Source organism: Micrococcus sp., assembly GCF_030523875.1.
Taxonomy (GTDB): Bacteria; Actinomycetota; Actinomycetes; order Actinomycetales; family Micrococcaceae; genus Micrococcus.
Genome location: NZ_JAUNHR010000055.1, coordinates 1 through 13362, shown reverse-complemented (window position 1 = coordinate 13362; position 13362 = coordinate 1). Strand labels below are relative to the sequence as shown.

Below are 13362 nucleotides of genomic sequence, written 5' to 3'. Positions count from 1 at the left end.
CGGCAAGGTCGCCGCCTCCGAGGGCCGCCGCCTGGCCAAGGACGAGGTCGCCCCGCGCGTCAAGGACACCTCGGCCCGCGTGAGCACCGCCGTGCAGGACCGCTACGAGAAGGCGGCCCCGGCCGTCGCGGGCGGCCTCGGCGCCGTCGGCGCCACCCTGGCCGACCTCGTGGCCTCCGCGCAGGACACCGCCCAGACCGTGGGCAAGGACGTCCAGGACAAGGCCGCCGCCGTCCGGAAGGACGCGGAGAAGAAGGCCGCGCAGGCCCGCAAGGACGCCGCGAAGGCCGCCAAGAAGTCCCGCAAGCGCGGGGCCAAGAAGGCCGTCGCGCTGAAGAAGGACGCCCGCGGCACGAAGAAGCAGGCGGCGAAGAAGGCGGAGGGCGCGCAGGCGCTGTTCGCCGCGAAGGCGTCGGACGCCAAGGACGCGGCCGCCGCCGGCGGCCTGACCGCCGCGGGCCTGCTGGCCACCGCCGTGGCCGCACTGCAGGACCGCTCCCAGGAGCTCGCCCCGCAGGTGAAGGACCGCCTCGAGCAGGCCTCGCAGTACGCGCAGGACCGCCGTGCCGAGTACGCCCCGCAGGCCGCCGCCGCCCTGGCGGGTGCCGCCGGCCGCGCGGAGAGGACCGCCCACGACGTCGAGGTGCCCGCCTCCGTGGAGCAGCTGCTGATCAAGCTGACCGGGGACAAGAAGGCCGTCAAGCACCTGCGCAAGAACGCCGCGGGCTACGCCAAGCGGACCCGCAAGGACCTGCAGCGCCAGGCCCGTGCCGAGTCCCGCTCCGGCCGCGGCTGGATCGTGGCCGGCATGGCCGCCGCGGCCGCCGGCGCCGGCGTGGCGGTGTGGAAGCTGACCAAGCCGGTGCAGGACCCGTGGACCGCCCCGGTCCCGGGCCCGATCACCGCGAACATCCCGGTGGTCCAGCAGGACGGCGTGGTGAACCCCTACGCCAAGCAGGAGCAGGCCGTGGCCGAGGCCCGTCTGGCCGGCCGCACCGGCCAGGGCCCCACCGTGGTGGTGCAGCAGGGCCCCGGCGCCCGCTGACCCTCCCGCAGCACCCCTGAGACGACGCCCCGGCGCCGATCCCTCGCGGATCGGGCCGGGGCGTCGTCTGTCCACAGATTCCGCGCACCCCGTCCATGGGCGGGGTGCGCGGCCTAGCGTGGCCGCATGGAGGGGATCCGGAGGACGTGGACGCAGGAGGGGACCGCCCGTGCGGCGGGCCAGGAGGACGGGCGTGCCCGCGAGGAGGCCGCCGCAGGGGCGGGCGCCGGGCCAGGGTGGGCCCGTGGCGTGGCCGTGGGACTGGGCGCCGTCCTGCTGGGGCTGGTCTGCCTCCTCGTGGCGGCGGCGTGCCTGGCGTGCGCTGCGGTGGCTGCGTTCCTCGGAGAGCCGGTCCTCGTCGCCGTGGCCTGCACCGTGGCCGCCGTCTTCTGGGCGCTGGTGGGGGTGCGGGGGAACGTGCGGGTGCTGCTCCGCTCCCCCGGCCCGCCCGGGACGGACCTGCTCCTGGCGGCCCCCGCCCTGGTGGCCGATCGGTGGCGCCGCCGCTCCCGGACACCGGAGCAGCACCGGGCGGAGCGGCAACGGCAGGAGGCGGCCGGGCGGGTCCTGCGGGGCGTGCTGCTGCTGGGCTGCCTGGGGACGGCGGCGCTGTCCGCCGTCGCGGCCCTCGTGCACCCGGAGTCGCTGGCGGAGATCCCCACCCGGCTCCTGCTCGTCACGGCCCTCGTGGCGCTCGGCTGCACGGCCCTGGTCAGCCCGCGGGTGCGGCGGATGCTGCTCGGTCCCGGGCTGCATCGCAGGTGACGGGCCGCGTCGCGGGTGACGCGGCGCCCCGGGCATGGCGAAGGCCCCGCCGGGACGCTCTCGCATCCGGACGGGGCCTTCGCCTCGTGGTGGAGGCAAGGGGACTCGAACCCCTAACCCCCTGCTTGCAAAGCAGGTGCGCTACCAATTGCGCCATGCCCCCGTGGGATCAGCCCTGCGGCGTCTCCTGCGGATCCACGCGGTCGTCCTCGGCGGGCCGGGACGGCGCCTCCGGTCCGGGCAGGCCGTCCGTGGCGTCGGCCCAGACCTGCCGGCCCTCGCGGTTGCGCTGCCAGGCGCGGAGCCCGTACGCGGCCGCGGCGCCCGCCACCAGGGTGGCGGCTCGTGCCAGACGCATGGGGTCTCCTCCCCGTCAGACGACTCGAGCCCCAGTCAGACCGGGGCTCGTGCGTGGAGTGGGCGTACCAAGACTTGAACTTGGGACCTCTTCGTTATCAGCGAAGCGCTCTAACCGCCTGAGCTATACGCCCTCACCGTTGCGCACGGACCAGTGATCCGTCCACAACAGGAGATGACTCTACAGGCACGGCGACGCCCCGCGCAAATCCGCGCGGGGCGTCGTCGTCGGTCGGGCCGAGGGCCCGGATCAGTCGTCCGTGAGGGTGACCCCGAGGCCGCCCACGAGCGCGGCGCACACGTTGTACAGCAGCGCCAGGACGGTGGCCAGGGCGGTCAGCAGGATCACGTTCAGCACCGCCGCCACGGTGGCCAGGGAGACCACGGTGCTCAGCGGGGCCAGGGACTCCACGGTGTAGGTGCCGGCCTCGGCGCCCAGGATGGTGCCCAGGACGTCGTTGATCAGGCCGAAGACGCCGGTGAGCTCGCCGAGCGTGTAGATCGCGATGGCGGCCACCACGGTCAGCACGCCCAGCGCCACGGAGAGCAGGAAGGCCAGCTTCAGGACGGACCACGGGTCGATCCGGCTCAGCTGCAGGCGGGCGCGGCGCACCTTCGCCTTCGGCACGGCGCGGACCAGGTCCTCCTGCGCGTCCCGGGTGCTGGAGCGGCGCACCGGGCGGGAGGGCGTGGCCCCCTTCGTGCCGCCGGACGGGCGCGGCGAGGCGGACGTGCTCACTGGTCTCCTCCGTCTGCATCCTCACCGGGGGCGTCGCCCTCCGGAGCTGCTGCGGGGTCGTTCGGGTCGTTGACTGCGTCCAAGGGTACCCCCGGGGCGGGGGCGCCCCCGGCGGCCGTCTCCGGGGCCTCCGACGACGTCGGCGCGGCGTCCCGGCCATCGGGCCGGTCCGCCTGCTCGTCCGCCTTGGCCTCGATCTCGTCCTCGTTGTTGAGGGTCACGGCCACGATCCGGTCGCGCCGGTCCGGCTTCGCGAAGACCACTCCCATGGTGTCGCGGCCCTTGGCGGGCACGCCGGACACCGCGGAGCGGACCACCTTGCCGGAGGCCATCACCACGAGGACCTCCTGGTCCTCGCCCACCACGAGGCCGCCGGCGAGCTCGCCGCGGTCGTCCACGAGCTTGGCCACCTTGATGCCCAGGCCGCCGCGGCCCTGCACGCGGTACTCGTCCACGTGCGTGCGCTTGGCGAAGCCGCCGTCGGTCACGGTGAAGACGTAGCCGTCGTCGCCCTGCCGGACCACGTCCATCGCGAGCAGCGAGTCGTCGTCGCGGAACTTCATGCCCGTCACGCCCGAGGTGGCGCGGCCCATGGGGCGCAGGGCCTCGTCCGTGGCGGTGAAGCGCAGCGACTGGCCGAGGCGGGAGATGAGGATCAGGTCGTCCTGCGCCGTCACCACGCGCGCCGAGACGAGCTCGTCGCCCTCGCGCAGCTTGATCGCGATCAGGCCGGCGGTGCGGTTCGTGTCGTAGTCCGCCAGGGGCGTCTTCTTCACGAGACCGTTGCGCGTGGCCAGGACCAGGTGCTCGGCGGCGCCGTCGTACCCGGCCAGCGGCTGGATCTGCGCGATCCGCTCGTCCGGCTGGAACGCGAGCAGGTTGGCCACGTGCTGGCCCTTCGCGTCGCGGCCGGCCTCGAGCAGCTCGTACGTCTTGATCCGGTACACGCGGCCGAAGTTCGTGAAGAACAGCAGCCAGTGGTGCGTGGACACCGTGAGGAAGTGCTCCACGACGTCGTCGCCGCGCAGCGCGGCCCCGCGCACGCCCTTGCCGCCGCGCGCCTGCGAGCGGTAGTTGTCGATCCGGGTGCGCTTGACGTAGCCGCCGCGGGTGATGGTGACGACCATCTCCTCCTCGGGGATCAGGTCCTCCATGGACATGTCCCCGTCGAAGCCGGCCACGATCTCGGTGCGGCGCTCGTCGCCGTGCCTGTCCACGAGCGCGGTCAGCTCCTCGGAGACCACCTCGCGCTGACGCTGCGGGGACTCCAGGATCGCCGTGTACTCGGCGATCCGGGCCATGAGCTCGTCGTACTCGTCCTGGATCTGCTGCGACTCCAGGGCGGCGAGCTGGCGCAGCTGCATGCCCAGGATGGCCTTGGCCTGGTCGTCGTCGATGTCCAGGAGGGTCTTGAGGGCCTCGCGGGCGACGTCGGCGGAGGCCGAGCGGCGGATGGTCGCGATGACCTCGTCCAGCATGTCCAGGGCCTTGAGCAGGCCCTGCAGGATGTGGGCGCGGGCCTCGGCCTTCTTCTTCCGGTACGCGGTGCGCCGGACGACGACCTCGATCTGGTGGCGCACCCAGTGGTGCACGAAGCCGTCCAGGGACAGGGTGCGCGGCACGCCGTCCACGAGGGCCAGCATGTTGGCGGAGAAGTTCGTCTGCAGGTCCGTGTGCTTGTACAGGTTGTTCAGCACGACCTTCGGCACGGCGTCCCGCTTGAGCACGATCACCAGGCGCTGGCCGGTGCGGCCGGAGGTCTCGTCGCGCATGTCCGCGATGCCGGAGATCTTCCCGTCGCGCACCATCTCCGCGATCTTCGCGGCGAGGTTGTCCGGGTTGACCATGTACGGCAGCTCGGTGACCACGAGGCACGTGCGCCCCTGCAGCTCCTCCACGCTCACCACGGCGCGCATGGTGATCGGGCCGCGGCCGGTCCGGTACACCTCCTCCACGCCCCGGCGCCCCAGGATCTGGGCGCCGCTGGGGAAGTCCGGGCCCTGGATGCGGCGCAGCAGCGCCTCGAGGAGCTCCTCGCGGGTGGCCTCCGGGTTCTCCAGGTACCACTGCACGCCCGCGGCCACCTCGCGCATGTTGTGCGGCGGGATGTTCGTGGCCATGCCGACGGCGATGCCTGAGGAGCCGTTGACCAGCAGGTTCGGGAACCGGGCCGGCAGGACGGTGGGCTCCTGCTGCTTGCCGTCGTAGTTCTCCTGCATGTCGACGGTGTCCTCGTCGATGTCCCGGACCATCTCCATGGCCAGCGGGGCCATCTTGGTCTCGGTGTACCGCTGGGCGGCGGCGCCGTCGTTGCCCGGGGAGCCGAAGTTGCCCTGGCCCAGGGCCAGCGGGTACCGCATGACCCAGTCCTGGATCAGGCGGACGAGGGCGTCGTAGATCGCCGTGTCGCCGTGCGGGTGGTAGTTGCCCATCACCTCGCCGACCACGCGGGCCGACTTGTTGAAGGAGCGGTCCGGGCGGTAGCCGCCGTCGTACATCGCGTAGAGCACGCGGCGGTGCACCGGCTTGAGGCCGTCGCGCACGTCCGGCAGCGCGCGGCCCACGATCACGGCCATCGCGTAGTCGAGGTAGGAGCGCTTCATCTCCGACTCGAGGTCGACCGGCTCCACCTTGTCCGCGGCGCCCTCGGGCAGCACGTAGTGCTCGACGGCGATGTCCTGGCCGGTCTGCGGGGTCTGCTCGGCGCCGTCCTGCGGCGTCTCGGGCTCGGCGCCCGGGGTGGTCTCGTCGCTCAAGGCGACTCCTCTCCTGCGTGGGAAGTCTCGGGAAGGTCAGGCGGCCCGGATCAGATGTCCAGGAACCGGATGTCCTTGGCGTTCTGCTGGATGAAGCTGCGGCGGGACTCGACGTCCTCGCCCATCAGCATCGAGAAGACCTGGTCCGCGGCGGCGGCGTCCTCCATGGTCACCTGCAGCAGGGTGCGGTGCTCGGGGTCCATGGTGGTGTCCCACAGCTCCTGGTAGTTCATCTCGCCCAGGCCCTTGTAGCGCTGCACGCCGTTGTCCTTCGGGTAGCGCCAGCCGCGGGCCAGGCCGGCCTCGATCGCGGTGTCGCGCTCCTCGTCGGAGAAGACGTAGTCGTGCGGGGCGTTGGTCCACTTGATGCGGTACAGCGGCGGCTGCGCCAGGAACACGTGGCCGGCCTCGATCAGCGGGCGCATGTACCGGAACAGCACGGTCAGCAGCAGCGTGGTGATGTGCTGGCCGTCCACGTCCGCGTCGGCCATCAGCACGATCTTGTGGTACCGCAGCTTGGCGATGTCGAAGTCCTCGCCGATGTTCGTGCCGAAGGCGGTGATCATCGACTGGATCTCCGCGTTGCCCAGGGCCTTGTCCAGGCGGGCCCGCTCCACGTTCAGGATCTTGCCGCGCAACGGCAGGATCGCCTGGGTGTCCGGGTTGCGACCCTGCTTGGCGGAGCCGCCGGCGGAGTCGCCCTCCACGATGTACACCTCGCAGCGGGCCGGGTCCTTCGAGGAGCAGTCCGCGAGCTTGCCGGGCATGCCGAAGGACTCCAGCGGGGACTTGCGCCGCGCGTTGTCCCGGGCCTTGCGGGCCGCCATGCGGGCGTGCGAGGCCTGGATGGCCTTGCGGATGATGTCCTTCGCGGTGCCCGGGTTGCGCTCGAGCCAGTCGCCGAGGTGCTCGGTGACCACCTTGGAGACGAAGCCGCGGGCCTCGGAGTTGCCCAGCTTCGTCTTGGTCTGGCCCTCGAACTGCGGCTCGGAGAGCTTCACCGAGACCACCGCGGTCAGGCCCTCGCGGATGTCCTCGCCCGTGAGGTTGTCCTCCTTGGGCTTGAGGATCTCCTTCTCGCGGGCGTACCGGTTCACCAGGGCCGTCAGCGCGGAGCGGAAGCCCTCCTCGTGGGTGCCGCCCTCGTGCGTGTTGATGGTGTTCGCGTAGGTGTGCACGGACTCCGAGTAGGCGGTGGTCCACTGCATGGCCACCTCCACGGCCATGTTCCGGCCGCCGTCCTCGGCCTCGAACGCGATCACGTCCTCGTGCACCACCTCGGACTTCTTCGAGGAGTTCAGGTGCTTGACGTAGTCGAGCAGGCCGTCCTCGTAGAGGTAGGTGACGCTGCGGCGCTGCGGCGCCTGGCCGGCGTCGTCCGTGAGGCCGTTCTCCGCGACGTCCTCCCCTGCGGTGCCCTCGCCCACGATCTCGTCGTCGTGGACCGCGTTGTCCTCCTGCACGCGCTCGTCCGTGAGCGTGATGCGCAGGCCCTTGTTCAGGAACGCCATCTGCTGGAAGCGGGCGCGGAGGGTCTCGTAGTCGAAGTCGATCGTGTCGAAGATCGCCGGGTCCGGCCAGAAGGTCTGGGTGGTGCCTGTGGCGTCCGTGGCCTCGCCCTTGACCAGCTCGCCCTGGGGGACGCCGCCGTCCGCGAAGGACATGCGCCACGCGTGGCCCTGGCGGCGGATCTCGGTCTCCACGCGGGTGGACAGGGCGTTGACCACGGAGATGCCCACGCCGTGCAGGCCGCCGGAGACGGCGTATCCGCCGCCGCCGAACTTGCCGCCGGCGTGCAGGATCGTCATGACCACCTCGACGGTGGGCTTGCCCTCGGTGGGGTGCACGTCCACCGGGATGCCGCGGCCGTTGTCCTCCACGCGCACCCCACCGTCGGCCTGGAGCGTGACGTCGATGCCGTCCGCGTACCCGGCCAGGGCCTCGTCCACCGAGTTGTCCACGACCTCGTAGACCAGGTGGTGCAGGCCGCGCGGGCCGGTGGAGCCGATGTACATGCCGGGGCGCTTGCGCACGGCCTCGAGGCCCTCGAGCACCGTGATGGCGTTGGCCCCGTAGTCGCCGGGGACGCGACGGTCCTCGGCGGGGCGGGCGGGGGCCACGGCCTGGTCCGGCGCCGCCGCGGAGGACTCGGGGGCCGGCGTGGCCGCCGCCTCCCGGTCGCTCTCCGGCTGCTGCTCGGGGTTCTCGGATGGGGCGTCAACCACGGGCGGGTCACTTCCTCAGGACGGGACGGTCAGGGGCGCCCCGCTCGTCGCCCGCGCACGCGCGCGGGGGACGCGCCCCGTATGGCGCGCCGGCGACGTCTGCCGGGAGCGGTCCGCGGGGGACGCGGGGCGGGCCGCCGGCCGGGGACCGGCGGCGCCTGTTCCCCCTCATCCTACGGCGTGGGAGGCACTCACGCCGCATCGGGCGGGGTGCGAGGGGGTCGGATCATGCCCTGGACGGGCTCAGACGCCGGTCAGGACCGCCGGTCCACCCTCTCCAGGTCTCCCGGCACGCCCCTGGCCCCCCGGACGCGCCAGAGGGGCGTCCACGGCCTCGGCCCCGACGGCGCCCCCTCCCGGCGGCGCCGGGCCGGCTCAGCCGTACGTGTCCCGCGGGCCGCGGCCGCCGCGCACGGTGCGCGGGCCGTGCCGCCAGCTCGGCGCCGCCGGGCCGGCGACGTCGATCCGGGTGACGACGCCGGGCCCGAGCGCCTCGTCGAAGCGCTGCAGCAGCACCGGGCTCATCAGGCGCAGCTGGGTGGCCCACGCCGTGGAGCTGGTGCGCACCCGCACCACCGAGTTCTCGAAGCTCTCCGGGTGGCAGTGCAGGGCGATCTCCGGGCCCACGAGCTCGGCCCAGCGGGTGAGCACCGAGCCCACCGCCACCGGCGTGGACCAGCCGCGGTCCCGGATCAGGCGGCCGAACACGCTCGAGACGGTGGCCGGGTCCCGGTCCGTGGGCTGCCCGGGGCGGCGCCGTGCCCCCGCGGCCGAGGCGCCGGCGGCACCGCCCGGGGACCCGGTGCCCGCCATCTGCGTGGCCAGGCCGGCGGCGGTCCCCCGCGAGCGCAGGGGCGCCTCCCCCCGCTCCCGGGCGGCGTCCTGGACGCGGCGCAGCTGCACGAGCGCCAGGTCCGGGCGGTCCGGGGGCAGCTCCGCGAGCGCGTCCGGCTCGAGGGAGCGCTCACGCATCGGGCTGCTCCGGGGTGGGATCGGCGGCGGGCTCCTGGGCCGGGGCGCCGCCGTCGTCGGGGTCGGCCGGGGGCGCGACGCGCGGGGCGCGGATGTCGCCCTCCACGGGGGCGGCCGCGGGCACGGCCTCGGAGCCCTCGGCGTCCTGGCGGATCAGCACGCGCGGCCCGGCCAGCTCGGCGGGGACGTCCGCCAGCGCGGCGGCCGTGACCACCACCTGCTCCGCGCGTCCCACGAGCCCGGCCAGGCGGGTGCGGCGGGCGGCGTCGAGCTCGGCGAACACGTCGTCGAGGATCAGCACGGGGCGGGCGTCCGGGTCCGGGTCGTCGGCCACCAGCACGTCGTAGGCCGCCAGGCGCAGCGCCAGCGCGAGGGACCACGTCTCTCCGTGCGAGGCGTAGCCGCGGGCCGGAGCGGGGCCGAGGAACAGCGCCAGCTCGTCCCGGTGCGGGCCCACCAGGGTGAGCGCGCGGGCGCGCTCCTCGTCCCGCTGGGTGCGCAGCGCGGCCGTCATGTCCGCGGCGAGGTCCGCGACGGCGGGCACCTCCGCGTGGGTGCCGCGCGCCAGCGGCACGGTGGACTCGTACGAGTAGGCGGCGGCCTTGGAGCCGTTGGTCAGCGCCGCGTAGTCCTGCTGCAGGGGGTGGGCCAGCAGCCGCAGCACGTGCAGCCGCCCGTGCAGCAGACGGGCGCCGGCCGCGGCGAGGTGCTGGTCCCAGACCTCGAGGGTGGCCTCCTCCTCGGCGCCCCAGCGGTGCGAGCGCCGGGCGGACTTCAGCAGGGCGTTGCGCTGGCGCAGGACCCGCTCGTAGTCCGCCGCGGCCTGCCCCAGGGCCGGGCGCAGCTGCACCATGAGCTGGTCCAGGAAGCGACGCCGGCCGCCCGGCTCCCCCGTCACCAGGCCGAGGTCCTCGGGCGCGAACACCACGGTGCGCAGGATCCCCAGGCCCTCGCGGGCGCGGACCGGGGCGCCGCGGTTGATGGCCACCCGGTTCGAGCGGCCCGGCAGGATCTCCAGCTCCAGGGCCACGGTGCGGGAGCCGCGGTGCACGCGCCCGGCGATCCGCGCACGGTCCTGGCCGAAGCGCACCAGCTGCGCGTCCTGGCTGACCCGGTGGGACTGGTGGGAGCCCAGGTAGCCGATGGCCTCCACCAGGTTGGTCTTGCCCACCCCGTTGGCGCCCAGCAGCACGGTGGACCCCGCGCTCAGCTCCAGGTCCGCCCAGCGGTAGGAGCGGAAGTCCGCGACGGTGAGGTGGGACAGGTGCACGGGTGCGGTCAGCCCCCGCCCGTCAGGTCAGGCGGACCGGCATCACGAGGTACCGGTGGTCCGAGACGCTCCCGGACTCCTCGGACACGCCCGTGAGCAGCGCCGGCTTGGGGGCCGAGGTGAAGGAGAACCGCACCTGCGGCTGGTCCACCACGGCCAGGCCCTCGGAGAGGTAGGCCGGGTTGAAGGCCACGGTGATCTCGTCCCCCTCCAGGGTGCAGGGCACGGACTCGTTGGCGGAGGCGTCGTCGCCGGTGCCGGCGTCCAGGGAGACCTGGCCCTGGGTGAACACCATGCGCAGCGCGGTGTTGCGCTCGGCCACCAGGGCCACGCGGCGCGAGGCTTCCACGAGGGCGGCGGTGTCCACCACGGCCTCGATGGGGCTGGACTCCGGGAACAGGGAGCGGATCTTGGGGTACTCGCCGTCGACCAGGACGGAGGTGGTCCGCCGGCCGCCCGAGGAGAAGCCCACGAGGTCGGCGCCCTCGCCGAACATGATCTCCAGCTGCCCACCGCCGCCGAGGGACTTGGCCACCTCGGTGAGGGTGCGGGCCTTGACCAGCAGCGAGGTGGACACGGACGGGTCCGCGGGGTTCCAGCGGATCTCCTTCATGGCCAGCCGGTAGCGGTCCGTGGCCAGGAACGTCATGGTGTCGCCCTCGATCTCGACCTTCACGGCGGTGAGGATCGGGAGGGTGTCGTCCCGGGAGGCGGCCACGGTCACCTGGGCGACGGCGTGGGCGAACTCGGCGCCGTCCACGGTGCCGGCGGCGGCCGGCAGCTCCGGCAGGGCCGGGTAGTCGCCCACGGGCATGGTGGCCAGGGAGAAGCGCGAGGAGCGGCAGGAGACGAGGACCTTGCCGCCGTCGAGCTCCACGGTCACCGCGGCGGCGGGCAGGGCGCGGACGATGTCGTTCAGCAGCCGGCCGGAGACCAGGACCTGGCCCTCGGTCTCCACGTCCGCCTCGATCTGGAGGCGGGCCGAGGTCTCGTAGTCGAAGCTGGCGATCGAGACCAGGCCGTCCTCGGCGGTGATCAGCAACCCGGAGAGGACCGGCACCGGCGGCCGCGGGGACAGGGAGCGGGCCGCCCAGGAGACGGCGTCGCTGAGGATGTCGCGTGCCACGGTGAACTTCACGGTCTCTGCACTGCCTCTCTGGCGGGGTTCCTGCGGTCGGGGGGCCGGAGACGGGGCTCACGGTCCACGGGACGGCGTCTGCCGCTGAATCACAAGGATCCCTGTGGTTCAAGGAGGCGCGCCCAGTCAGCATAGGCGCTCCGAGAGCGCGGTGTCAGGTCGCCCGAGCGCCCTGTGGGCGCTCGGATTCTTGTGATTCGTCGGTGGGGGTGTCGAGGCGGGTTGATGTTGCTTGGCGGGATCTTCGAGAAGGGATCAGGAGTGGTGGTAGCAGGTGTGGAATCTGTGGAGATCCGCTCCAGAGCCCGCCGTTCTGCGGATTCCGCTGGGGGAACCGTGTGGATCCCGTCCCGTTCGGGGTGTGCACGCCCGGTGGACGACGTCGAGGCCGCCGTCCGGCCGATCCACACCCTGGACCGGCGTCGTCCCGAGGGTGGGCGCGGTTCTCCCCTCCTTGTCCACAGGGTTGTCCACATTCTCCATCCACATCGCCGGAGAACCGCGGAATCATGCCGATCTTGCCTGTGGACAACTGTGGATGACGGTGGAGAAGCGAATCACATCGATGTGATTCCCCCGGATGTGGACCGGCCGTGTCCCCAAGGGTGTGGAGAGGGCTGGGGACACCGCCCGCCGCAGGATTCCGCCGTCCACAGGTGGGCCGTTCATCCACAGGGGAGGGAGTTGTCCACCGGGTTGTCCACAGCGGTGGACAATGTGGAGGGAGTCTCGACCGCCGGTCGAGGGTCCGAGGGGGTGCTCAGGCCCCGCGCTGCTTGCGCTTGATCTCGTTGGTGAGCTCCGTCACCTGGTTGAAGATCGTGCGGCGCTCCGCCATCAGCTCGCGGATCTTGCGGTCCGCGTGCATCACCGTCGTGTGGTCGCGGCCGCCGAGCTCCTGCCCGATCTTCGGCAGGGACATCTCCGTGAGCTCGCGCAGCAGGTACATGGCGATCTGCCGGGCCGTCACGAGCGTCCGGGTGCGGGACTTGCTGGTCAGCTCGTCCATGGTCAGGTTGAAGTACTCGGCCGTGGTGTGGACGATCAGCTCCGGCGTGATCTCGTGCCCGGCGTCGTCCGTGATGAGGTCCTTGAGCACCTGCTCGGCCAGCTCGATGTCCACCGGCTGCCGGTTCAGGGACGCGAACGCCGTCACGCGGATCAGCGCACCCTCGAGCTCGCGGATGTTCGTGGAGATGCGGGAGGCGATGTACTCCAGCGCCTCGGGCGGGGCCACGAGCCCCTCCGCCTCCGCCTTCTTGCGGAGGATGGCGATGCGGGTCTCCAGGTCCGGCGGCTGGATGTCCGTGATCAGGCCCCACTCGAAGCGGGAGCGCAGGCGGTCCTCGAAGCCCGAGAGCTGCTTGGGCGGCAGGTCGGAGGTGATCACGACCTGCTTGTTGTTGTTGTAGAGCGTGTTGAAGGTGTGGAAGAACTCCTCGACCGTCGCCTCCTTGTCCGCGAGGAACTGGATGTCGTCGATCAGCAGGATGTCCACGTTGCGGTAGACCTGCTTGAACGAGGCGCCCTCGTCGTGGCGGATGGAGTTGATGAAGTCGTTGGTGAACTCCTCCGAGTTCACGTACCGCACCCGCAGGCCCGGGTAGAGGCGGCGGGCGTAGTGGCCGATCGCGTGCAGCAGGTGGGTCTTGCCCAGGCCTGACTCGCCGTAGATGAACAGCGGGTTGTAGGCCTTCGCCGGCGCCTCGGCCACCGCGTTGGCCGCGGCGTGCGCGAAGCGGTTCGAGGAGCCGATCACGAACGTGTCGAAGTGGTACCGGTCGTTGAGCCGGCTGGTCTCCGAGGACGTCGACGGCGGCGCCGGGGTGGGCGCGCCCGGGGCGCCGGGCGCGGGGGCCGGGGCCTCCTGCGGGCGCGGGCGGGCCAGGCCGGGCAGCTCCTCCGCGATCCCCCGGTGGGCGCCCGCGACGGGGGGTGCGGGGGTCGGGGCGGGCGCGTCGACGTCGGCCGCGGCGGGTTCGGCCGGCACCTCCGCGCGGCGGTCGTCCGCGGAGGGGGTGCGCGGGGGCTGCAGGCTCGCGTCGATCGAGATCGCCAGCAGCATCTCCTCGCCGAACACCGCGGTGAGGGCGTC

The 13362-nt window shown here is 72.8% G+C and carries 10 protein-coding genes and 2 tRNA genes; 2 read left to right on the top strand and 10 right to left on the bottom strand.

All coding sequences use genetic code 11. From position 1 onward, the window contains the following. Both Q4D18_RS08155 and Q4D18_RS08150 read left to right on the top strand, forming a co-directional pair. Positions 1-1045 (top strand): hypothetical protein (locus tag Q4D18_RS08155; protein WP_303127191.1); only part of this gene is annotated, 1045 nt, incomplete at its 5' end. Positions 1046-1294: 249 nt separating this feature from the next. Continuing rightward, positions 1295-1810, top strand: coding sequence for a hypothetical protein (locus Q4D18_RS08150; RefSeq protein ID WP_303127189.1), 516 nt, complete (start codon positions 1295-1297; stop codon positions 1808-1810). Between the two features lie 87 nt (positions 1811-1897). On the opposite strand, the gene Q4D18_RS08145 is transcribed toward Q4D18_RS08150, so the two are convergent. The 10 genes from Q4D18_RS08145 to dnaA all read right to left on the bottom strand — a co-directional run. Continuing rightward, positions 1898-1973: transfer RNA gene (locus Q4D18_RS08145), tRNA-Ala, on the bottom strand. 6 nt (positions 1974-1979) lie between these two features. Beyond that, on the bottom strand, positions 1980-2168 hold the full coding sequence (locus Q4D18_RS08140) for a hypothetical protein (RefSeq protein ID WP_303127187.1): 189 nt from the start codon (positions 2166-2168) through the stop codon (positions 1980-1982). 59 nt (positions 2169-2227) lie between these two features. Further along, positions 2228-2301: transfer RNA gene (locus Q4D18_RS08135), tRNA-Ile, on the bottom strand. A gap of 116 nt (positions 2302-2417) precedes the next feature. Continuing rightward, positions 2418-2906, bottom strand: coding sequence for a DUF3566 domain-containing protein (locus Q4D18_RS08130; RefSeq protein WP_303127185.1), 489 nt, complete (start codon positions 2904-2906; stop codon positions 2418-2420). Then, positions 2903-5662 carry a DNA gyrase subunit A gene (gene gyrA / locus Q4D18_RS08125; RefSeq protein WP_303127183.1) on the bottom strand — a complete coding sequence of 920 codons (2760 nt, stop codon included), beginning with the start codon at positions 5660-5662 and terminating at the stop codon, positions 2903-2905. Before gyrA ends, Q4D18_RS08130 begins: the two co-directional genes overlap by 4 nt. A 50-nt stretch (positions 5663-5712) precedes the next feature. Further along, positions 5713-7782, bottom strand: coding sequence for a DNA topoisomerase (ATP-hydrolyzing) subunit B (gene gyrB, locus Q4D18_RS08120; protein WP_303127200.1), 2070 nt, complete (start codon positions 7780-7782; stop codon positions 5713-5715). Positions 7783-8262: 480 nt separating this feature from the next. Continuing rightward, positions 8263-8859, bottom strand: a complete 597-nt coding sequence (locus tag Q4D18_RS08115; protein ID WP_303127181.1) for a DUF721 domain-containing protein — start codon at positions 8857-8859, stop codon at positions 8263-8265. Further along, positions 8852-10129 (bottom strand): DNA replication/repair protein RecF, encoded by a 1278-nt coding sequence (recF, locus tag Q4D18_RS08110; RefSeq protein ID WP_303127179.1) that lies wholly within the window; start codon positions 10127-10129, stop codon positions 8852-8854. The genes Q4D18_RS08115 and recF overlap by 8 nt, the downstream gene beginning before the upstream one ends. A 22-nt stretch (positions 10130-10151) precedes the next feature. After that, positions 10152-11267 carry a DNA polymerase III subunit beta gene (dnaN, locus tag Q4D18_RS08105; protein ID WP_303127177.1) on the bottom strand — a complete coding sequence of 372 codons (1116 nt, stop codon included), beginning with the start codon at positions 11265-11267 and terminating at the stop codon, positions 10152-10154. A 760-nt stretch (positions 11268-12027) separates the two neighbouring features. Next, a partial coding sequence (gene dnaA / locus Q4D18_RS08100; protein ID WP_303127175.1) for a chromosomal replication initiator protein DnaA occupies positions 12028-13362 on the bottom strand: 1335 nt, incomplete at its 5' end.